General features: G+C 64.0%; 20 protein-coding genes. 9 read left to right on the top strand and 11 right to left on the bottom strand.

Going from position 1 to position 20,420, the window contains the following annotated elements; all coding sequences use genetic code 11:
• Positions 1 to 9: 9 nt before the first annotated feature.
• Complete coding sequence (locus tag AC5Y7E_RS09290; protein ID WP_499919954.1) at positions 10 to 1,155, top strand: ABC transporter substrate-binding protein; 1,146 nt, start codon at positions 10 to 12, stop codon at positions 1,153 to 1,155.
• Here AC5Y7E_RS09290 and AC5Y7E_RS09285 read toward each other — a convergent pair.
• On the bottom strand, positions 1,126 to 2,205 hold the full coding sequence (locus AC5Y7E_RS09285) for a dihydrodipicolinate synthase (RefSeq protein ID WP_499920207.1): 1,080 nt from the start codon (positions 2,203 to 2,205) through the stop codon (positions 1,126 to 1,128). The two genes, AC5Y7E_RS09290 and AC5Y7E_RS09285, sit on opposite strands and share 30 nt — an antisense overlap.
• A 139-nt stretch (positions 2,206 to 2,344) precedes the next feature.
• Here AC5Y7E_RS09285 and AC5Y7E_RS09280 point away from each other — a divergent pair, with 139 nt between their 5' ends.
• Complete coding sequence (locus AC5Y7E_RS09280; protein ID WP_499919955.1) at positions 2,345 to 3,583, top strand: cytochrome P450; 1,239 nt, start codon at positions 2,345 to 2,347, stop codon at positions 3,581 to 3,583.
• Between the two features lie 12 nt (positions 3,584 to 3,595).
• Entirely contained in the window at positions 3,596 to 4,642 is a 1,047-nt protein-coding gene (locus AC5Y7E_RS09275; RefSeq protein ID WP_499919956.1) for an NAD(P)H-dependent amine dehydrogenase family protein, read from the top strand.
• Here the strand turns inward: AC5Y7E_RS09275 and AC5Y7E_RS09270 are convergent.
• On the bottom strand, positions 4,639 to 5,673 hold the full coding sequence (locus tag AC5Y7E_RS09270) for an NAD(P)H-dependent amine dehydrogenase family protein (RefSeq protein WP_499920208.1): 1,035 nt from the start codon (positions 5,671 to 5,673) through the stop codon (positions 4,639 to 4,641). The two genes, AC5Y7E_RS09275 and AC5Y7E_RS09270, sit on opposite strands and share 4 nt — an antisense overlap.
• 170 nt (positions 5,674 to 5,843) lie before the next feature.
• Here AC5Y7E_RS09270 and AC5Y7E_RS09265 point away from each other — a divergent pair, with 170 nt between their 5' ends.
• The 3 genes from AC5Y7E_RS09265 to AC5Y7E_RS09255 are packed head-to-tail and all read left to right on the top strand — an operon-like array spanning position 5,844 to position 9,223.
• Positions 5,844 to 7,040 (top strand): cytochrome P450, encoded by a 1,197-nt coding sequence (locus tag AC5Y7E_RS09265; protein ID WP_499919957.1) that lies wholly within the window; start codon positions 5,844 to 5,846, stop codon positions 7,038 to 7,040.
• 1 nt (position 7,041) lies between these two features.
• Positions 7,042 to 8,118, top strand: a complete 1,077-nt coding sequence (locus AC5Y7E_RS09260; RefSeq protein WP_499919958.1) for a hypothetical protein — start codon at positions 7,042 to 7,044, stop codon at positions 8,116 to 8,118.
• 10 nt (positions 8,119 to 8,128) lie between these two features.
• Entirely contained in the window at positions 8,129 to 9,223 is a 1,095-nt protein-coding gene (locus AC5Y7E_RS09255) for a dihydrodipicolinate reductase (protein ID WP_499919959.1), read from the top strand.
• On the opposite strand, the gene AC5Y7E_RS09250 is transcribed toward AC5Y7E_RS09255, so the two are convergent.
• The 3 genes from AC5Y7E_RS09250 to AC5Y7E_RS09240 form a co-directional block, all read right to left on the bottom strand.
• A complete protein-coding gene (locus tag AC5Y7E_RS09250) occupies positions 9,220 to 10,254 on the bottom strand; it encodes an NAD(P)H-dependent amine dehydrogenase family protein (protein ID WP_499920209.1) in 1,035 nt (344 codons plus the stop codon). The genes AC5Y7E_RS09255 and AC5Y7E_RS09250 overlap by 4 nt on opposite strands.
• Before the next feature lie 115 nt (positions 10,255 to 10,369).
• A complete protein-coding gene (locus tag AC5Y7E_RS09245) occupies positions 10,370 to 11,164 on the bottom strand; it encodes an SDR family oxidoreductase (protein ID WP_499919960.1) in 795 nt (264 codons plus the stop codon).
• 88 nt (positions 11,165 to 11,252) lie between these two features.
• The gene (locus AC5Y7E_RS09240; protein ID WP_499919961.1) at positions 11,253 to 12,866 is read right to left on the bottom strand and encodes a class I adenylate-forming enzyme family protein; all 1,614 of its coding nucleotides are present in this window, start codon (positions 12,864 to 12,866) and stop codon (positions 11,253 to 11,255) included.
• A gap of 122 nt (positions 12,867 to 12,988) precedes the next feature.
• Here AC5Y7E_RS09240 and AC5Y7E_RS09235 point away from each other — a divergent pair, with 122 nt between their 5' ends.
• From AC5Y7E_RS09235 to AC5Y7E_RS09225, 3 genes are all read left to right on the top strand, one after another.
• Complete coding sequence (locus AC5Y7E_RS09235) at positions 12,989 to 13,519, top strand: nuclear transport factor 2 family protein (protein WP_499948835.1); 531 nt, start codon at positions 12,989 to 12,991, stop codon at positions 13,517 to 13,519.
• Between the two features lie 75 nt (positions 13,520 to 13,594).
• Entirely contained in the window at positions 13,595 to 14,815 is a 1,221-nt protein-coding gene (locus tag AC5Y7E_RS09230) for a CaiB/BaiF CoA transferase family protein (RefSeq protein ID WP_499920211.1), read from the top strand.
• Positions 14,812 to 16,023 (top strand): cytochrome P450, encoded by a 1,212-nt coding sequence (locus AC5Y7E_RS09225; protein ID WP_499919962.1) that lies wholly within the window; start codon positions 14,812 to 14,814, stop codon positions 16,021 to 16,023. Before AC5Y7E_RS09230 ends, AC5Y7E_RS09225 begins: the two co-directional genes overlap by 4 nt.
• 10 nt (positions 16,024 to 16,033) lie before the next feature.
• Here AC5Y7E_RS09225 and AC5Y7E_RS09220 read toward each other — a convergent pair whose 3' ends face one another.
• From AC5Y7E_RS09220 to AC5Y7E_RS09195, 6 genes are read right to left on the bottom strand one after another with little or no spacing between them, the layout of a single operon-like run.
• A complete protein-coding gene (locus AC5Y7E_RS09220; protein ID WP_499919963.1) occupies positions 16,034 to 16,636 on the bottom strand; it encodes a TetR/AcrR family transcriptional regulator in 603 nt (200 codons plus the stop codon).
• Positions 16,637 to 16,681: 45 nt separating this feature from the next.
• Complete coding sequence (locus AC5Y7E_RS09215) at positions 16,682 to 17,851, bottom strand: lipid-transfer protein (RefSeq protein WP_499919964.1); 1,170 nt, start codon at positions 17,849 to 17,851, stop codon at positions 16,682 to 16,684.
• Entirely contained in the window at positions 17,848 to 18,300 is a 453-nt protein-coding gene (locus AC5Y7E_RS09210; RefSeq protein WP_499919965.1) for a MaoC family dehydratase, read from the bottom strand. Before AC5Y7E_RS09210 ends, AC5Y7E_RS09215 begins: the two co-directional genes overlap by 4 nt.
• Positions 18,297 to 19,409, bottom strand: a complete 1,113-nt coding sequence (locus AC5Y7E_RS09205; RefSeq protein WP_499919966.1) for an acyl-CoA dehydrogenase family protein — start codon at positions 19,407 to 19,409, stop codon at positions 18,297 to 18,299. Before AC5Y7E_RS09205 ends, AC5Y7E_RS09210 begins: the two co-directional genes overlap by 4 nt.
• A complete protein-coding gene (locus AC5Y7E_RS09200) occupies positions 19,409 to 19,843 on the bottom strand; it encodes a Zn-ribbon domain-containing OB-fold protein (protein WP_499919967.1) in 435 nt (144 codons plus the stop codon). Before AC5Y7E_RS09200 ends, AC5Y7E_RS09205 begins: the two co-directional genes overlap by 1 nt.
• Positions 19,843 to 20,418, bottom strand: a complete 576-nt coding sequence (locus tag AC5Y7E_RS09195; protein ID WP_499919968.1) for an FAS1-like dehydratase domain-containing protein — start codon at positions 20,416 to 20,418, stop codon at positions 19,843 to 19,845. The genes AC5Y7E_RS09200 and AC5Y7E_RS09195 overlap by 1 nt, the downstream gene beginning before the upstream one ends.
• Positions 20,419 to 20,420 lie beyond the last annotated feature (2 nt).

The following is a 20,420-nucleotide window of genomic DNA, read 5'->3' as shown; positions in this document are numbered from 1 at the left end:
GTTGCCGGTATGGCCGACGAGAAGGTTCGCGCGTACGGTTCGGTGGTCCCGATGAAAGTCGGTTTGCTCAACGACTATCCGACGAAGACTGGGACCGAGAACGACACTCTCGACACACTGCGGTTGGTGTTCGACGAGGCGGTCGCCTCCGGTCTGGTCGACCGGCCGATAGAACTGGTGGAACGCCACGTGATCGGCCTGCCCAACGGCACATATCACGCCGTGGAGACCGCCTACGACGAGCTGGTGGCCGAGGGGTGCCTCGCGATCTACGGTCCGTATGTCTCCGACAACGCGGTGCCATTGGCCGCGCACGCCGATCGAGTGGCCAAGGTTCCCAATATCATCCTGTCGGGCTCCGAGGGGGCGCTCGGCGAGTGGACATTTGCGCTCAACAACGGATCGATGCCCGAAGAGCCGGTGATGCTGGCCGCCGTGATGCTCGGGGACGGCCGGTCGCGGATAGCCATCGCCTACGAAGCATCTCTGATCGGTAAGGAGTACCTCGCGTTCGCCGAAAAGGCTTATTCCGCCGCCGGATTGAAGGTCGTGAGCACGGTCGCGATACCTCAGGTGGAAGCCGACAAAACTAGGGTGGTCGAGGAGCTGCGGAATGCCGAGCCAGACGCCCTGGTGCATGTCGGGTTCGGCCACGGGCTGTGGGGCTTCACCGACGCGCTGCTGGCGGCAGGATGGGACCCGCCGCGGTACACCACCACGGCATTCGAGATGGCGCACATCAACGCCGAGTGGATGCGACAGCTGTCGGGCTGGGTCGGGCTGGACAGCTACGACGAACGCAACCTCGTGGGGCAGGCGTTCCTGGATCGTTTCGAGGCCCGGTTCGGCCGACGGCCGGCACATTCGATGCCCGGCCTGACGCACGACGTGGCAACCGTGATAGCGCGCGGCCTCGCGGCGGCCCGGCCGTTGACCGGGGATGGCGTTAAGGACGGCATCGAGCAGGTCAAACTCGTCCCGTCGGCCAGTGGGGCGCCGGGGACGTTTTTGCGATTCGGCCGCTACATCCGGCAGGGCTGGATGGGCACGGATTATTTGATCGCCCGCCGGGTGCTGCCGGACGGTTCGGCGCACGTGTTTCACGCTGCGCCCAGCGACCACATCTCACGCGCGGTTGGTGTCGGCACCCGCTAGTTGAATCGCACCGAACACCGGGGCGGTGACGACGCCCGGTGCCGCACCCAGCACGTCGGGAATCGCGCGGACCGCCCCCATCGCGATCATGAGATGCCCCGGCTCGGCGTGCGTTCCGGTGGGCGGCTCGTCGTCCCATCCGACATCCAGCTGCAACTCAAAACTGGGCTTTCCCTTGATGACGGCCCGGATCAGCGGCGCCTTTTCGCCCGGAGCGAGGGGCTGTAGGCCCCACTGCGGGAGGTCGCGGGTAAGGACCCACTCCTCGTGGATGGCGAGCAGTGGTCGGCCAGACCAATGTCCAACCCACGAGAACCGTTGTCCCACGACAGTTCCCGCTTCGATGGTGCCGGCGCGGACGTCGAGGTCGTGGGGAAGTGTCGTGGCGTCGACCGAGACGTCGACATGTGACAGCGTGATCCCAAGGACGTCGGCGGTGGCGTTGAGCGCCTGGCGATAGGCCAGGTCGAGTTTTTTGATGATCGGGGAATCAACGCTGACATCTTCGGGCGGTCTGCCCATGCCCATCAGGTCGACGAGCATCGATTTGCTGTCGACCGCAGACACGTCGGTGGCCTCGTAGAGATCGATCCGGTCGATGGTCTTGGACAGCGCCGTCACGGTGGCGATCAGGCGTTCGAACATGAAGCCCGGATTTTCACCCGCCGCATGGAAGCGGGATCCGCCTGCGCGACAGGCTGCGACAAAGGCGCGCTCGGTGTCCGCCCCGTAGGTGGCCAGATGGTTGTATGAGGTGGTTGTGATGACACTGGTTCCCGACGCGAGCAGTCGGCAGATATCTTCGGCGTTGGTTTCGACGGCATGTGCCTTACTTGCCGTGTGGATGACGACGTCGGCGCCCAGCGCGAAGATCTCCTCCTTGTCCGATGTGGCGAGCACTCCGGTGGTGGGTGGCAGCCCGCACAAGGTTCCGGCGTCCTGCCCGGCCTTGGCGGGGTCGTACACCAGCACACCGACCAACTGGTAATCGGGATTCTCAATCAGTTCCTGCAGCGCGGCACGGCCCACCGCGCCCGTAGCCCATTGCACGACTCGAGTTGCCAATCGAACGCTCCTGATTGCTCTTTCGGCGATCCACAGTTGTTGGTGCCCTCAACCTACATCATGTAGGTTTTCAACCAGCAAGGTGTATGTTGCGCGAGCCTAAGCACCAGTGAGGAGTCGTCACATGGCCGAGCCGGCGACTGTCGAGGAGCTCGAACAGAGCATTCGAGACGCACAGGACAGATTCAACCAAGGCATGGGTGCCGACGGCGACGCATCGCCATATCCGATGCTCAAAAAGCTTCGCGCACAGAATCCGGTGCACGCCGGCTGGCCGGAGATGGGGATGGTCGGCAATTCGGGTGACGGGCCACCAACCTTCACCGCCTACACGTTCGACACCGTCAAGGCAATCTTCACCGACAACATCACCTTCAGCACGCGCTGCTATGAAGATGTCGTCCGGCCACTCCAGGGTCCGACGATCCTGGAGATGCAGGAACCCGAACACGCGGTCTACCGCAAACTGCATGAGTTCGCCTTCGCGCGCTCTTCGATGAAGCGCTGGGACGCCGAACTCGTCGGCCCCTTAGTGGACAAAACCATCGCGAAATTCAAGGACGCCAAGCGCGCCGACCTCGTCGACGCGGTTTTCATGCCGATCCCGGTGCGGGTGATCGCGGCACTGCTGGGCCTTCCGGATGCCGATGTGCTGCAGTTTCACCGACTCGCCATCGACCTGCTTGGCTTCCGCGGGAACATGGAATGCGCGTTGCGCGCATCGGCCGAGATGAAGGAGTACTTCGTCGGGATACTTGCCGACCGACGCAAAGCCCCGAAGGACGACATGGTTTCGATCCTGGCGGGTGCCGAAGTCAACGGCGTAAAGATGTCCGACGAACAGATCTACGGTTTCATGCGCAACCTGCTGCCGGCCGGCGCGGAGACGACCTCGCGGTCGACGGCCAGTCTTGCCCTGGCGCTCTTGACGCATCCCGACCAACTCGACGCCGTCCGTGACGATCGCACCTTGCTACCTCAGGCCATCGAGGAAGGAATCCGCTGGGAAACCCCGCTGCTCAACTTCATGCGCGAGGTCACCTCCGATACCGAGATGGGTGGCATACACATTCCCAAGGGCGCGACCATGATGCTCAGCCTGGGCAGCGCGAATCACGACGAAACGCGATGGGACGAACCCGAGAGGTTCGACATCTTCCGGGAACGCAAGCCGCACATCGGCTTCGCTCACGGAGCGCATGTGTGCCTCGGTATGCACCTGGCCAGGCTCGAGACGACCAAGATCTTCAATGCGATATTCGATGAACTCGCCAATCTGCGGCTCGACCCGGACGCGGCGCCGCCGTACATCACCGGCACGATGTTCCGTTCCCCGCCCCGCCTTGACGTCGTGTGGGACTGAAAGCGATATGCCATGACACGGGTGATCCAGTGGGCGACCGGCGTTACCGGGATGATGTCGCTTCGTCACGTCATCGAACGGGCGGATCTGGAACTGGTCGGGGTGCGCGTGTACGACCCCGCGAAGGCGGGTGTGGACGCCGGCACGCTGTGCGGTGCGGGCGAAGTCGGACTTCGCACCACCGCCGATCGCGACGAGATCATCAGCACTGACGCGGACGTGGTGCTCTACATGGGCAAGGTCGAGATCGATACGCCCGGCTGTTTTGCCGACGTGTGCGAGCTCCTCGCGTCGGGCAAGAACGTCGTGGCCACCGGGAGCCGGTTCATCCATCCCCGGTCGCTGCATGCATCGCTGGCAGACGCCATCGAGAACGCCTGTTGCACAGGACAATCCTCGTTCCTCGGAGTGGGCTTATATCCCGGATTCTTCGGCGAATCACTCACGCCCATCCTGTCGCGACTCACCGCGCGCGTCGGGCGGATCAGCGTCCGTGAGGTGCTCGACTACTCGACCTACGCCAGCCACGATCTGATCTTCAATGCCATGGGTTTCGGACACACGCCCGACGACACGACGCCGCTGCTGACCAACACCGAGTACGCGGCGAGCGCCTGGATCGGCAGTGCCAGTGTGCTCGCGCAGTCGTTGGGGCTGCAGATCAGGTCCGTTCGGGGTTTCCGCGACGTCCGGACCACCCCGCGGGCGTTGACGGTGGCCGCCGGCGAGATCCCCGCGGGCACCGTGGCCGCCATGCGATTCGGTGTCGAGGTCGACTGCGGCGCAACCACATTGGCGGTCGAGCACCTCACCCGCATGGCAGATGACCTCGCGCCGGAGTGGCCGACCGATATCGGCTACGACGTGAGTTTCGACGGCGAGCCGAACCTGAGGTGCCACCTCGTGATCGGCTCGCACGACGAAGACCACTCCAAACAAGGGTGCTTGGCCACCGCGATGCATGCGATCAACGCGATACCGATGGTCGTGGCGGCCGATCCGGGCCTCTACGACATTTCCACGATCGCCCCGTTTGTCGCGCACTGGACAAACGGCTAGAGCGCACCCAGACTTCGATTGCCGAAACCGGTGTAGCTGCGGATCAGCGGAAGATCGGCCATGGTCGCGAACCCTGCCGGCGCGGCGCACACGGCTGGGATGGCGTTGACGACCTGCATGGCGACGGTGATCAGTCCAGCTCTGACGTGCTCCTCGATCGAGGCCTCGCGCGAAAAGCTGGCCAGGGGAAAGAAGTGCGTACGCATGGATGGATCGCCCTCGATGGTCAGCGTCCAGCCGTCAAGAGGTTTGGGCCAGTGCTCCGGGTATTCACCGCCGAGCGTCCATAGCGTCTCGAACTCGACTAGCGTCTCGCCGTTGCGATGGCCGACGAAATTCCATCGCTGCCCGGCGGTGGTGCCGGCCGCGACAACGTAGTCGAAGATCTGCAAGTCCTTTGTCGCGGGGACGGTCTCGAGCGTGACTGAGACATCGTCGATGTCTGCGTTCAGGGTGTCGGAGATGAACCAGGTCTGCTCGACGAACAGTCTCGTCAAGAACCTGAGGTACTCGTTGGCTGTCGGCGTGACCTCCTCGATTGGCCGACCGAACCACATCCCGTCGAAGGTGATCTCGGTGCTATCCCACAGCGTCCAGTCGGCGCGCTCCTGCAGCGTGATCCGATCGATCGTGCGGCTCATCCCGGACAGCGCCAGGGGCAGCACGCCGGACAGGTTGCCTGGATTCAGGCCGCTGCCGTGGATGGTGCTATTGCCTTTGTCGCATGCGGCCTGCAGGCGCACGCGGTCGGCTTCGGGGATGCGTCGCGGGTGGAACAGGAAAGCTGGCGTTGCCACGTTCTTGCCGCTCTCCAACAATGCACAGACATCGTCGATACTGGTGAAGGACGGTGCGTACAACACCAGGTCGGCGTCGAGCGCGAGGATCTGAGCGACATCGGTGGTTGCGGTGACGCCGATCGGCTCTCTGCCGACCAGGGTTCCGATGTCTACGCCGTTCTTCGCATCGGCATAGACCCGCGCGCCCACCAACTGGATGTCTGGCCGGTGATCGAGGATGGTCGTGACCATCTCGGTGCCCACGGCGCCGGTGGCCCATTGGATGACTCGTAGCGGACGGGTGCTGGCGGTCAAGCATCGCTCCCTTCACGTCCCCATCGCGGACCCTCAATGTATCGGTCGCATCGATGTTCGTAAGGCAAAAAGTCGTTACGGCAGCCGATAACGCCTATTCTCGTCCTGTGACATACAGGGTGAAGGTTGATCCGTACTACGACCCTTTCGACTTCGAGATCGACGACGACCCGTATCCCGTGTGGAAACAGCTGCGTGATGCCGCGCCGCTCTACTACAACGACAAGTACGGCTTTTACGCGTTGAGCAGGCACGCAGATGTCGCGCGCGAGTTGGTGAATTGGAATGACTACCGGTCCGGTAAAGGCACCACCATCGACATCATCCTCAACGGGGTCGAGGTGCCGCCCGGGATCATCCTGTTCGAGGACCCGCCGATTCACGATGCGCACCGGCGATTGCTGGCAGGGGTGTTCACGCCGCGTCGGATGGCGGCCATGGAATCGCTGGCCAGGGAGTTCTGCCGGCGCGCGCTGGAGCCCCTTGCGGACGCCGACACATTCGACTTCATCGCCGACCTCGGCGCGTGGATGCCGATGCGCACGATCGGGTACCTGCTGGGCATACCTGAGGACAGGCAGATCGCGATCCGGCGGAACACCGACCGGCTCCTCGAATTGAAAGACGGCGGGCTCGTCCAGGTGGCCGATGACATGCTGACGCGTCAGGGATCGATGCTGGAGGAGTTCATCGACTGGCGCTACGACCACCCCTCCGATGATCTGATGACCGAACTGGTCAACGCCGAGGTCGAGGAACCGGACGGTAGCCGCAGGCGGTTGACTCGTGCAGAGGTGCTGACCTACACGGGCACTGTCGTGGGCGCCGGCAACGAGACCACGACGCGGTTGATCGGCTTCGCCGGGCAGCTGTTGTCCGATCACCCCGACCAGCGCCGAGAGCTCGCAGCGGATTTCAGCCTGATTCCCGGGGCGGTCGAGGAAGTGCTGCGTTACGAGGCCCCGTCACCCGTGCAGGCACGCCATGTGGCCCGTGACGTCGAACATTATGGGCAGACGGTACCCGAAGGGTCGGTGATGTTGCTGCTCAACGGATCCGCGAACCGCGATGAACGCCAATTCGTCGACGCCGACCGATTCGACATCCACCGGCGGGTGGCACATCTGTCCTTCGGGCACGGCATCCACTTCTGCCTGGGCGCTGCGCTGGCGCGGGTGCAGGCACGCATCGCGCTTGAGGAAGTGCTCACCAGATGGCCCGACTGGGAAGTCGACTACCACAACGCCAAGCGCGCTCACACCACCAGCGTCCGCGGCTGGGCGAGCCTGCCAGTGCATGTCTGACATGACGAATACCGTTGACAGCAACCCAGATTCTCGCGCCACCGATGTGACCAGGCCCCGGTTGCCGCGGTGGCCGGCACGGGCGGGCTGGGGGCCGTTCATCGTCGCCTACCTCGTCTTCGCAATCGTCACCATCGCGACGATGCAATCCGGTCTGCACGGGGACCCGACGAGGACCAATGCGAACCCGAATCCTGCGCCCTATCCACCGTTTCTCGGCTTCGACAACTGGCCGCTCGCCGTGTCTATCAGCTCGATTCCGATGGCGATCGGCCTGGTCGCCACGCTGGTATGGCTGTCCTATACACAACGCAAGGTGCACTGGGCGGTGGTGATCGCCTTCGCCGGGTTGATCACCGGCGCGCTCGATCCTCTGGCCAACTGGGCAACATTCGCGATCTTCGATCCGCGCATGCTGCACTTCCCGCTGACCTGGCCGTACGTCAACATATCGCCGAATCTCGAACCGGCGCTGGCATTCCTGGGCGGCTATGCCGCCTACTATTTGCTCACCGGCCTCGCCATCCTTCAACTGCATGACCGAATCGTCGATCCGCTGATCCCGCGGACGAGTTGGCTTGCGCGCCATCGGCTTCTCTCGGTGTTCCTCGGCGCGGCCGTCATCGCAATTCCCCTCAACGGGCTGGTTCAATTCACCTGGATGAGGTGCGGCATCTTCTTCTACACCGAAGCCGTCGGCCCCGTGCTGCGCGTGGGGCATGTCTATTTCCCGCTGATCATGGCGGTGTACGACTCGTTCATCTTCGCGATGGTCGCGGTGATGTGCGTTCGCGACGACGAAGGTGAACTGTTGCTGATCAGCCGCATCGCGCGGTGGTTGCCTGCGCGGCCGGGGCGCCCGAAGCTGACGTTGAGTCGACAGTTGCTGATCTCGGTGACGGTGGGCCTGGTGTCGTTCGCAATGCCGCTGGCGGTGCTCGCCGGCCTGCGGGCGGCAGGATTGTCCAGGCCCGCCTATGACCAGAACCCCTATCCGAGTGTCAAGGTCTACGACCCCTACGGCCATCTGCAGAACGCGGGCAAGCCCGGGCCGTTCTATCGAAATGCTAAGGAGTAGTGAAACATTGGTGACTGAAGGCAAGGGACGCTACCGCGTCGTCCACGTCGGCACTGGACTGACCGGTCGCGAGGCGTTGCGGGCCATCATCGACGATCCGCTGCTGGAACTCGTGGGCGTCAGGGTGTCGACACCGGAGAAGGTCGGGGTGGATGCGGGTCAACTCTGCGGGACTGCGGATGTCGGTGTAAGCGCAACCGGCGACACATCAGCGGTCTTGGCGCTGGCTCCGGACTGTGTCGCCTACTGCGCGACGGCGGTTCGCCGCGAAGAGGAAGCCATCGCCGACATCGCCGGCTACCTCGAGGCGGGCATCAACGTGGTGACGTTCGCGACGATTCCGTTGGTCTATCCGGCCGCGGCGCCCGCCGCCTGGCGGGGTGCTCTGGAAAGCGCTGCGAATAAGGGGAACTCGACGTTTTATGGCACCGGCAGTGAGCCGGGTTTTATCAGCCTGAACATCCCTACCGCTCTTCTGGCGGGAGCAGGTCGGGTCGACTCGTATCGAATGGACGAATACGCGCTCGATCTGGACAAGGCGTATCCGATCTGGGACGTCCTGCACGAGTCGATGGGCTTCGGGAAGCCCGACGGTCATGTGCCGGTTCGCATCGCCTCGGGAAAGGTGAACAAGGACTGGGACACCGTGGTGCGCTACATCGCGGACATCCTCGGAATCGAGCTCGACGGGATAGAACTGGATTGGGAGACGCTGCTTGCGCCGACGGATCTGAAGACCGCATTGGGAGTCATCTCCGAGGGAACGATCTGTGCCCATCGTTGGCAACTCGCCGGGGTGGTCGGCACGAGACCGGCTGTCGCAGTTCAATACTTCGCGACAGTCAGCAGCACGCCCTGGCCGGACCGCTGGCCGAAGCCGGCCCGTGAGGGCGAAGGCGGCATGGTGTTCCGCATCGAGGGCAGCCCCAGTATGAGCCTGGAGCTGCATCTCGAGCAGTCGGCAACCGATCGGGCGAACCCGGGTGTCGCAGTCACGGCGATGGCCGCGGTCAACGCGATTCCAGCCGTCGTCGAAGCGCCGCCTGGCGTGATTGCCAATCCGCTGTCGGGACCCGCGATCGTAAGCCGGCAATCGCGCGTCTAGGCGACCTCTATTGCGTTGAGCGGTGCGGTGATCGGCAGGTCCAGCGACGTCGCGATCCCCGGTGCAGCGTCGACGACATAGGGGATGGCGTTGACGACGCGCATGGCAGTTGCCTCCATTGCGTTGTCGTTGGCCGACTCTGGAGTGTCCTCGGTGCCGAGCCGTAGGTCGCACTGCATATGGGGCTGGCCCTCGATGATAAGGCGGTAGGTGCCGTTGGGTGCTGTCGCCCACTCCGGGGCCAGGTCGGGCGCCATGCGATTGATGTGTTCGATGGTGATTACCGGCTGACCGTTGACCACGCCGGTGGTTTCGGCGCGGACGGCGCCAACCGTCCCGGCGGGAATGACCCCGCACGCCACATGCAGATCGCGCGGGGCGATTACGCGTTCGTAGGACTCGGTGACCTCGTCGAGCTCAACGCCGAGCGCCTTGGCGACCAAGCCGATGGGCGGCCCCCAGGCGAACTGCTGGGCACCCTCGAGTTCAAGCAGCGGAGTGAAGTCGAGCGGCTTGCCGAATCCCATGGCGCTGACCATCAGGTCCTGATTCGGATAGGCCGAGTAGTCGAAGATCTCCTGCGCGCGAATAGATCGGATCGTGTTCGACAGGGTCGTCAGCAACACCGCGAACTGGTCACCGGCGAAGCCCGGCTCGATACCCGAGGTGTAGATGGTCACCCCGCCCGACAGGGCCGCCTCGCGCACCTGGCCGGCCAGCTCGGGAATCCATCTGTCGGGGAACATCATTCCGGGTGTGTTGGTCGTGACGACGTTGAGCCCGCCGCCGAGCAGACGCACGTAGTCGCGCACCGCGGCGGCATCCATCTCGGCGCTGGCCGCACCGTAGACCACGCAGTGGGGTCTCAACGCGATGATCTCGTCGAGGTCGTTGGTCGTCGTCACTCCGATCGGACCCAGTCCGACGATCTCGCCCGCGTCGCGACCGGTCTTGTCTGCGCTGTGCACCCAGACCCCGACGAGCTCGAGATGCGGACGCCGCACGATCGCCCGTATCGCCAGGCTGCTGATCCATCCGGTGGAGATGACCGCAACGCGTAAGGGCTTGGTGGTCATTGGCGTCGCTCCTCGTCGCAGTATGTTGCCCACCGCGGATTGGGCGGTTTCGAGTTCGGTCCCCGAAGTCTCATGCGCGATCCTTTCCCGGCCAGCTGCCGACAAGCGCCGGACGCTTGATGATTCGGGGCGCGAGATGCACGATCTCGCTGATCACCGTCGGGTTGGCGCGTGAAATGGCGATGAGGGAAAGCATGGCATTGGCCACGTCGTCGACTGTCGACATCTCGTCCGGAATCTGACCTTCGTGTGCCCAGGCCCGGTATAAATTCGCCAGCAGGTCACGATCGGCTCCGCGGAGGATCTCGGTGTCACAGGTGGGGCCGACACTGACCCGGATGACGGCGAGATCGGGATGTTCGGCTCGCCAAGAACGCAGGATCTCGTCGAGCGCCGCCTTGCTCGCGTGGTAGGCGGCCACGCCCGCGCGAGGCCGGCCAACGTCGTGGCTCGACGCGACGATGACGACCGCGTCGTCCGCCAGATGGGGGAGGGTCGCACGCAGCACATGTGAGGCGCCAACGGCATTGACGGCGTACGCATGCAGCCAGGTCTCGACTTCTGTCTCTTCAATCAGCGCGAACGGCACGACGGCACTGGTGAACACCACCGCGTCGAGCTTGCCGAACTTGGCCGCGACGTCGCCCACGACGGATTCGATGCCACGCGGGTCGGACACGTCGAGCTCGTGCGCCGAGCCGTGCAGCTGATCGGCCAGTTTCGCAAGGAGGTCCAGCCGCCGCGCGGCGAGCGCTACGTGGGCGCCCCGGGAATGGGCGGCAACGGCCAATGCCTGTCCGATGCCCGACGATGCCCCGATGATCAGCATCCGCGTCCCTGCAATGCTGGAGTGCCGGTCGCTCATGAATCGCTCCCTTTGTGCCGTAGTCGAGGCAATTCTCGCATGTGAGAATGAGTATTCTCCGCGAGGGTCGGCTGCAGTCGATTGACGTTCAGCGGCGCACCAGCAGTCCGCTGAGCTGCTGCGCCAGCTCCACCTTCTTGAGCTTTCCGGTCGCGGTGAACGGAAGATCCCGCTTCGAGGTTACCCAGATGACCTTCGGCACCTTGTATGCCGCAAGTCGCCCCCGCAGTTGCACTCGTAATGACTCGCCGTCGAGCGTCGAATCGCCGTGCGGCACCACCGCCGCCGCGACCACCGTTCCGTCCTCGGGGCTTTCGGCACCGACCACATACGCTTCGAGCACGCCGTCGCAATCGGCAAGGGCCAGTTCCACTTCGCTCGGTGTGACGTTGGTTCCGCCGCTCGTCTTGATCAGGTCTCCCAACCGGCCGGTGAATGTGATCCAGCCGTCGTCGTACTCGACGCCGCAATCACCGGTCCGGTAGTACCCGTTCGCGGTGAACACATTCTCGCGCTCGCACTTGTAGAGGCGCTGCATCAATGAGTAACCGCGGACCCAGATCTCACCTTTCGTCCCGACCGGGACCGGTACGCCGGTCTCGGGATCGACGAGGATGTGGCTCAGACCCTCGATCGAAAACCCTCCGGTCTCAGCTCGATCCCGCGGCTGTGGCGGATAAGGGTCCACGCCGATGTGGTTGCCGCACAGTTCTGTCATTCCCAGGGCATTCGGCCCCTTGGGTCGCCGGTCCGGCGGCACCATCGCGGGCATGCTGGTGCGCTGCACCGAGCTCAGGTCGCGCCCGGCGAAATCTGGATGCTCCGACAAGGTCTTGCCCTGCTGTGGCCAACCGAGCGCGATCGTCGCGCGGTACCGCTCCATCAGTTCCAACGCGTCAGCCGCATCAAACGCCGGCTGAGTGACAAGCGTTGCGCCGTGGTGAATCACGGCCTGCAACCCGGTGATCAACCCGCCCACCCAGAAAAAAGGCATGGCGGTGAACAAAACGCTCTCGGCGGTGATGCCGTACTGGAAGGTGAGGTTGTAGCTGTGGCGAACCAGGGTGCCCTGGGTGTGTACCGGCGCCTTCGGGTCGCCAGTACTGCCCGAGGTGTAAATGATCATCGCCTCGTCCGCGGGGGTCACGCAGGACTCGACATCGAGAAGGAATTCGGTGTCGATGGCCGCCGGTAGTTCCTTGTCTGCACATGCCGTCGCCCAGGGCCGGTCACACGGTCCCCACACTCCGATCGTGCGCAGAAACGGCGTCTTGTGCAGGACGATGCGGCCCGGTTCATGCTGTTCGGCGAGCCCGGGCAATGCCTCCTCGAGTCGTTCGACGAAATCGTGGTTGCGGAAGGCGGACCATGCCAGGACCGCCTTGAGGTCAGCGTGACGGGCGGTCCAGGCAAGTTCGGACGTCTTGTAGAACGTGTTGAGCGGAACAGCGACGGCGCCGATGCGGGTCGCCGCGAACCAGGCGAGTGCCCATTCCACGCTGTTGGGCATCAGAATCCCGACGTGGTCTCCCTTTCCGATGCCCTCGGCGAGCAGTGCCATCGCCAACTGCGATGAACGCAGGTCGAGCTCGACGTAGGTCAGCACGTGTCCGCCGGCGATCAGGAATGGGTCATCACCGAAACGCTCTGCAGACGATCTCACCAGGGCGGGGACCGTAGGCATGATCGTCGGGAAGGGCATGTGGTTGCCATCCTCTACAGGTTCATTGGGCCTCAACAGAATAGTTGCCTTTCCGCCAAACGAGAACACCGGTTCTCGACAACTCTCGGCGAACTACACTGCAAACCATGGCGCCGGACCGTCTGGATCGGATCGAGTCCAGTTTGGCGATCAGTCAGCTGCCGAGTCGCTATGCCATGGCACTGGATGCCCGCGACGTGGACGCGTTAGTGGCGCTTTTCGTCGACGAGGTCGACGCGGGTGCGCAGGGCCGCGGCCGGGAGGCGTTGCAGCGCTGGTATGACCGGGTTCTGCGGCGGTTTTACCGCAGCATCCACCTGATCTGCGGGCATGAGTTCGATTTCATCGACGCTGATCATGCGACCGGATCGGTGTACTGCCGCGCGGAGCACGAGGACGGTGACGGGTGGTACGTGATCACGATGCGCTACGACGATGTGTACGAACGACGTGACGGTCGGTGGTACTTCGTCAAGCGGCGTGAGCATCCGTGGTACTCCGTAGACGTGACCGAACGGCCCGGGCCGAAGTTCCTTCGGTGGCCGACGGACGTACCGCTTCGCGCGGCCATGCCACAACGGATGCCGAGCTGGCGAGCGTTCTGGGAGAAGGGCGATCCCGAGCAACCCGGGCGCCTCTCGCGGAGCCCGTAGTCCGTTTACAATGGAGTTTGAAAGTGACATTCTCATTTATGTAAATGGTAGTTATCGCAAGCTTGGGAGGGCGTCATTTCCGACGACAAGGTGCTCAGCGGAGTTCGTGTGCTGGAGGTCGCCGCGTGGACGTTCGTGCCCTCGGCCGGGGCGGTCCTCGCGGAGTGGGGCGCAGAAGTCATCAAGGTCGAGCCCCGCGACGGCGGTGATCCCCAGCGCGGGCTGGTCACGATGGGAATCGTTGACGGCGGCGGCGGGTCGGTCAACTACATGATCGAAATCCCCAACCGGGGAAAGAAATCCATCGCAGTGGATCTCAGCACGCCGGCCGGCCAGGATGTGGTGCGCGAACTGGCCAAGACCTGCGACGTGTTCTTGACCAGTTACCTGCCGGAGCGCCGCAAGAAGCTGGGCATCGACGTCGAGGACATCAGAGCGGCCAACCCGAGCATCGTGTATGTGCGGGGATCGGGGCACGGGCCGAAGGGGCCGGATGCCGACAAGCCTGGCTATGACGGTGTGTCCTACTGGGCGAGGGGCGGCATCGCCACCGTTCTCACCGAAGACGCTGATGAGTTGGTCCGCTCGCGGCCGGCGTTCGGCGACCTGCTCGGAGGGATGACGATTGCGGGAGGCATCGCCGCCGCGCTCTACAAAAAGGCGACGACCGGAAACGGCTCGGTGGTCGACGTCTCCCTACTCGGGTTGGCCGCATGGAACCTCAGCCCCGACGTCGCGGTCAGCCAAATACACGGTGGCAGCGCCATTCCCAAGTATGGGCACGCCGATTCACCCAACCCGCTGGTGGCCACCTACCGCACTAACGACGATCGTTATGTGCAGCTGATGATGCTGCAACTGGACAAGTTCTACGCCGAGGCGATGCGAGTGATCGGTCTTCCCGAGTTGGTGGACGATCCGCGATTCGCCGATCCCGCATCGCGGTTCGAGAACCGAGTCAGGCTGGTCGCCCTGCTGGACGAGGCGTTTGCCAAGCGCACGTTGGCCGAATGGCGCGAGACGCTGGCGGAGCTCTCCGGGGCGTGGGGAATCGTGCAGACACCGGCCGAACTTTGTCAGGACCCCGCCGTCGTCGCCAACGGCTACGTCGCGCACACGCAAACCGTCAGCGGAGCGCCATTTTCGTTGCCCACCAACCCCGTTCAATTCGACGAGCGATCGGTTATCCCGCCCGGAGCGCCCGAGCACGGCCAGCACACCGAGGAAGTCCTGATGGACGCCGGCATCGACTGGGACACGATCACGAAGTACAAGGAATCCGGGGCCATCCTGTGAGCTCGGCCGTCGCTATCGAATTCGACCCGTTCTCCGCCGACTTCTTCAACGGCGCCTACGACACCTACCGACGGCTTCGCGACGAGGCGCCCATCTATTACAGCGCAAAGTGGGACTTCTGGGCGCTCACCCGATACGAGGATGTAGCACCCGCGACGAAAGACCACGAAACGTTTTCGTCGGCCAAGGGCGCGACGCTGGACATGGTCAAGGCCCACGACGACGCCATCCCGGTGCCCAAGGTGATCATCTCCATGGACCCGCCCGAGCATCAGAAGATGCGCAGGCTGGTCAGCAACGTGTTCACCCCGCGGTCGATCGCGGCGTTGGAAGACATGGTGCGGGACAAGGTTTATGAGCGCATCGAAGCACTGGATCCGGCGTCCTTCGACGTCGTCGCCGACTTTTCGGCCCTGTTCCCCAACGAGGTCATCACCACGATGCTCGGCGTGCCGAAACAGGACCGCGACCAGATCCGCCTCTGGCTGGATTTGCTGCTCGAGCGGCATCCTGGCGAGATCGCCACCACCAAGCAGGGATACCAAGCCTCGGTGAGCACGGGCCTGTATTACTACGACCTGGTGCAGCAGCGGCGGGCCCACCCCGAAGATGACATGATCAGCCGTTTGATCGAGACCGAGATCGAACGCGACGGCGTGGTGGAAAAGCTCACCGACGTCGACATCACGGGCTTTGCAACGATGCTCGGAGGGGCGGGCGCCGAAACGGTCACCAAGTTGGTGGGCAATGCGATGGTCGCATTCGCCGATTTTCCCGACCAGTGGCGCAAGCTTCACGACGACCGAAGCAAGATCCCGGCCGCGGTGGAGGAGTTGCTGCGCTACGAGGCGCCCTCGCAGTATCAGGTCCGGACCGCCACACGCGACGTGACGTACTACGGGACAACGATTCCGGCGGGCGGCCCGGTACTCCTGGTCACGGGTTCGGCGACACGCGACGAGCGCATGTTCGACGACCCCGACCGGTTGGACATCGATCGAGACCGCAAGATGGGCTTCAACCTTGCGTTCGGCTACGGAATACACAGTTGCCTCGGTGCGGCGCTGGCCCGCATGGAGAGCCGCATCGCGCTCGACGCGTTGTTGGACCTGCTTCCCGAGTACGAAGTCGACCGCGACGGCCTACAGCGGGTGGCGATGGCGAACGTATGTGGCTGGTCAAATGTCCCCGTGCGGAGGGCTGGCTGAAGCCTGCCGTTTAGCGCCGGCGCCCGCCGCCGTCGACGAATCCTTTTACGACATAGGCCCGCACGAAGCCGGCCACCGCGTCGTCGTTGCGCATATCGATCGTCGGTGACGGAGTCGTGAACAGCGAGAAAAGGATTCGAGCAAACCACTCGGTCGCAGTGGGGATGTCGAGATCACTCCGGACCTCGCCGGTCAGCCTGGCAGCCGACACGTACGGCGCGAGGAACTCGGTGCATTCCTTGAGAAGCATTGCGGCGTTCTTGGTCATCATCAGGCTGACTTCCGCCTCGTCGAAGTACGCTTCCGGCTCGACGACGCGCCGCGCCTGGCTCACGAAGACGGCGGCTTCCACCAGCCGGCCCTCCAGGGTGCTACCGCCGCGGCGGTCGATCGCCTTGGCCATGTTGCGGTAGAACCGCTGCGATGCGGCCTCGGCGCAGGCTTCGACGATTGTCTCCTTGTCCCGGAAGTATTCGTAGAACGTGCTGCGGGACACGTCGGCCGCCCGCGCGATGTCGACGATGGTCGTCTTGGCCAGGCTCTGGGTCCGGAAGCAGGCGAAGGCCGCCGCGATGATGGCAGCGCGGGTGTCGGTCGCGGTTGCCTGCGTCATGGAGGACTCCTTTCTGGCTTCCGTTGAGAGTAGCGGTGTTGCGACTCAGCGGTCGGGCGAGAGGATCAACCCGCTGGTCGGGACGCCGGTGCCCGATGTGACCAGGACGTGTTCGACGCGGTCGACTTGGTTGTGGGACGTGCCGCGCACCTGTCGTACTCCCTCGGTGATCCCGTTCATCCCGTGGATGTAGGCCTCGCCGAGCAGGCCGCCGTTGGTGTTGATCGGCATCCGTCCGCCCAACGACAGTTCGTCGATCGACACGAAATCCTTGGCCTCGCCCCGTCCGCAGAACCCGAGTTCTTCGAGTTGGGTGAACACGAACGGTGTGAAGTGGTCGTAGAGGAACGCCGTCGAGATGTCATCCGGTTTCAGCCCGGAGTCGCGCCACAGCTTGTCGCCGACCACACCCATTTCGGGTAGCCCGGTGATCTCTTCGCGGTAGTAACTCGTCATCACCTCGCCGTCGTAGGCAGCGCCTTGGGCGGCCGCGGTGATGATGGCGGGAGGGTTCGGCAGATCCCGCGCCCGCTCGGCGCTGGTGACCACCATCGCGACGCCGCCGTCACTTTCCTGGCAGCAATCGAGTAGACGCAGCACAGGTTCGATGATCCAGCGCGATTCCTGGTGCTGCTCAAGGGATATCGGCTTGCCGTAAAACCAGGCATCCGGATTGTTGGCGGCATGCTTGCGGTCGATGACCGAGATCTTGCCGAAGTCGGCGTTGGTGACCCCGTAGGTCGACATGTACCGCTGAGCATGCAGGGCGACCCATGCGGCCGGTGTCATGAACCCGAACGGGGCGTACGGGGCCATCCACAATGGCGTGACACCGGGTTGGCGTCCAGCGCCGCCGAAACGGAAGCCGGAGCGCTCGTTGAAGGCTCGGTAACACACCACGGCCTCGGCGGCACCGGTCGCGACGGCCATTGCGGCCTGCATCACGGTGCCCGCCGCTGCTCCGCCGCCGTGCGGAACCCTGGTGAAGAACGAGAGGTTCTCGATGCCGACGTTGCGGGCGACCTCGATCTCCTCGTTCTCGTCGACGGTGAACGTCACCATCCCGTCGATATCGCGTGGACGCAGGCCCGCATCGTCGATGGCCGCCTTGACCGCCTCGCAGGCAAGCTGCATTTCGGTGCGGCCAGACTCCTTTGAGAATTCGGTATGGCCGATACCGGCGAGAGCGGATTTCCCGGCGATGCCCGCGCTCACGCATCGACCCCGTCGAGCAGGCTGAGCACCGCGGTGCCGGAGACATGGTCACCCAGACTGTTGCTGCCCTTGAAGGTGACCTCCACCAAGCCCTCGCCGTCGGCCGATGACTTGTCGGTGACGCTGCCCTCGAAGCGCAAGGGATCGTTGGGGTAGGCGGGAACACCGAGGCGAACGGATAGCTTCTTGATCATCGCCTCGGGTCCGGCCCAGTCGTGCAAAAACTTCACACACAGCCCGTTGGTGGTCAGGATGTTGAGGAAAATATCCTTGGAGCCTTGAGAATTGGCGAAGTCGCGGTCGTGGTGCACCGGCATGTAGTCACGCGACGCGATGGCGCCCGCGACGATCAGCGTGGTGGTCACGGGCACGTCCATCGGTGTGACCTCGTCACCGACATTGACGGTGTTCCACGCCAGGGTCGTGGTGCGCTTGATGGTGGAGGTCATGTGCCGCTTCCTTCCGCATATGCATTGCCGAGCCGGGCCAGTTGCTGTGATGCCGACCCGAGTGCGAGTTCGTTCTGCTTGGCCCACAAGAAGTAACGGGACAGCGGGTAGGTGACATCGATTCCCATGCCGCCGTGCACTTGCTGGGCCGAGGAGGCGACGCGGGAGCCTGCCTCGGCGGCCCAGAACTTGGCGATGCGGGCCTCCCGATCGGCCGGTCGTCCCTGGGCGATCAACCATGCCGCGTGCCACGTGGTCCACCGGATGGCTTCGACGTCAATGAACGCGTCGGCGAGACGCTGCTGGACGGCCTGGAAGGATCCAATCGGGCGGCCGAATTGTTCGCGCTCGCTAGTGTACTTGGCGGCCAGTTTCAAAGCCCGTTCCACAACGCCGATTTGGATCGCACACAAGCCGACGAGGGCGCGGGTGTAGAGCGAGCCGACGATATTCCCCGCGTCGTGCTCAGTGAGCCGGCGGCCGATCGCGCCGGTCAAGTCCACATCGGCGTGGGGCTCTCCGTTGGTGGTGCGCACCGGCGCGACAGTCACGCCGTCGGTTCCGGTGTCGACGATGAATAGGCCAGGACCGTGTTCGGTCTGCGCCGACACCACGATGGCCGCGGCGAGTTGTGCCGCGGGCACGAGCTCCTTGTTGCCGTCGAGCCGCCATGCGTCGCCGTCGGATCGCGCGGTGATACGCGGTGTGGTCGGGTCGGAGTTGCCCGGTTCGACGAGCGCCGCGGTGAGGATCGTGCTGCCGTCGACCACACCGGGCAGATACCGTTGCTGCAACACGGAATCGCCGTGCCGTGCAATCGTATCCGCGCCCAGAAGGAGCGTGGCGTAGACGGGTACCGGCGCGACACTGAACCCGACCTCGCTGAGCAGCACACCCAACTCGAGGAATCCGCCGCCGCTGCCGCCCACGGATTCGGGTAGCGCGATGCCGAGTAGATCCGCGGACGCGAGTTCGGTCCACAGTGCGGCGTCGTAGCGCACCTCGCCGGCCTCCAGGTCGGTCAGATGCTCGGGCGTGGCGCGGTGCTCGAAGAGCTGGCGCGCAACTTTACCGACGGTCTCTTGTTCTTCGGTGAAGGTGAAATCCATTATTTCCGGTCGCCTTCGGTCACCCGGCCGGGCCGGAACTGGTGCAGCACCAGCTCGTCGCCACTCGGCAGTGCTTCGAAGGTCTTGTAGAAGACCTCGACGGGCATGCCGACCTCGATGGCGGTGGGTTCGATGTCGCAGAGGTTCGACACGATGCGTACGCCCTCCTCGAGCTCGATGAGCGCGACGACGTACGGGTACTGAAGAAACGGCAGCGGCGGATACTGCGGCATCACGAAGCTGTACACCGCTCCGCGACCCGAAGCCACGACGTAGTCCCACTTCAACGACTGGCACTTGCCGCACATCGGCCGTGGCGGGACGCGCAGCGTCTGGCAGTCCGCGCAGCGCTGGATGCGAAGTTCGTTGTCTTTCAAACCCGACCAGAAGAACTCGGTGTCGGGACTAATGGACGGCGCGAGTCTGCTGGCCATCAGTCCCCAGCCGTTCCGGCGGGGGCCCCACCCGTCTTGAATCGCAGAGTGCGGAACCACTGGCGGCCGATGACGTCGCCATTCTGGTCGCGGTAGGTGGTCACCCAGGTGACGAAGAAGCCGTTGCCCATCGCCGTCTTCTTCTCATCCGAGATCGAATCGAACACCGTCTCGGCGGTGATTTGGTCTCCGACCCGCGGATAGCGTTCGATCTCGAACTCGGAGTTCGTCGCGATGATGCCGGTGTAGCCGGCGTCGGACAGGAACTGCAGTGGGTTGCTCTTGATTTCGATCGGCACACCACCGCGCTCGCGAATGCCCGCCAGCTTCGGTGGTGGCATCGTCCAGCTCTGCAGCATCACCGGTGGCGAGACCAAGCCGCCGTAGCGGGAACTGCTGGCAAACTCCTCATCCAGGTAGGCCGGGTTCATGTCGTCCAACGCGTGCGCCCAGTGCCGGATCATGGCAGCGTTCACCGGATCTGGTGCGCGCGAGGGCTTGCCGACTCCGTCGGTGGGGGTGCCGATCAGCGCGTCGAGGCGCTGGCGCAGATCGTCTTTGGTCAATTCGGTCATAG

Source organism: Mycobacterium sp. NGS17 (genome assembly GCF_059813205.1).
This window is presented reverse-complemented; position numbering and strand designations above follow the sequence as displayed.

What these genes read in the sequence shown, in the direction of transcription:
- AC5Y7E_RS09275 (WP_499919956.1), top strand. Translation starts at nt 3,596, where the DNA reads ATGACACGGGTGATCCAGTGGGCGACCGGCGTTACCGGGATGATGTCG.
- AC5Y7E_RS09290 (WP_499919954.1), top strand. Translation starts at nt 10, where the DNA reads ATGGCCGACGAGAAGGTTCGCGCGTACGGTTCGGTGGTCCCGATGAAA.
- AC5Y7E_RS09210 (WP_499919965.1), bottom strand. Translation starts at nt 18,300, where the DNA reads ATGACCTCCACCATCAAGCGCACCACGACCCTGGCGTGGAACACCGTC.
- AC5Y7E_RS09205 (WP_499919966.1), bottom strand. Translation starts at nt 19,409, where the DNA reads ATGGATTTCACCTTCACCGAAGAACAAGAGACCGTCGGTAAAGTTGCG.
- AC5Y7E_RS09195 (WP_499919968.1), bottom strand. Translation starts at nt 20,418, where the DNA reads ATGACCGAATTGACCAAAGACGATCTGCGCCAGCGCCTCGACGCGCTG.
- AC5Y7E_RS09280 (WP_499919955.1), top strand. Translation starts at nt 2,345, where the DNA reads ATGGCCGAGCCGGCGACTGTCGAGGAGCTCGAACAGAGCATTCGAGAC.
- AC5Y7E_RS09260 (WP_499919958.1), top strand. Translation starts at nt 7,042, where the DNA reads ATGACGAATACCGTTGACAGCAACCCAGATTCTCGCGCCACCGATGTG.
- AC5Y7E_RS09245 (WP_499919960.1), bottom strand. Translation starts at nt 11,164, where the DNA reads ATGAGCGACCGGCACTCCAGCATTGCAGGGACGCGGATGCTGATCATC.
- AC5Y7E_RS09220 (WP_499919963.1), bottom strand. Translation starts at nt 16,636, where the DNA reads ATGACGCAGGCAACCGCGACCGACACCCGCGCTGCCATCATCGCGGCG.
- AC5Y7E_RS09200 (WP_499919967.1), bottom strand. Translation starts at nt 19,843, where the DNA reads ATGGCCAGCAGACTCGCGCCGTCCATTAGTCCCGACACCGAGTTCTTC.
- AC5Y7E_RS09240 (WP_499919961.1), bottom strand. Translation starts at nt 12,866, where the DNA reads ATGCCCTTCCCGACGATCATGCCTACGGTCCCCGCCCTGGTGAGATCG.
- AC5Y7E_RS09270 (WP_499920208.1), bottom strand. Translation starts at nt 5,673, where the DNA reads ATGGTCACGACCATCCTCGATCACCGGCCAGACATCCAGTTGGTGGGC.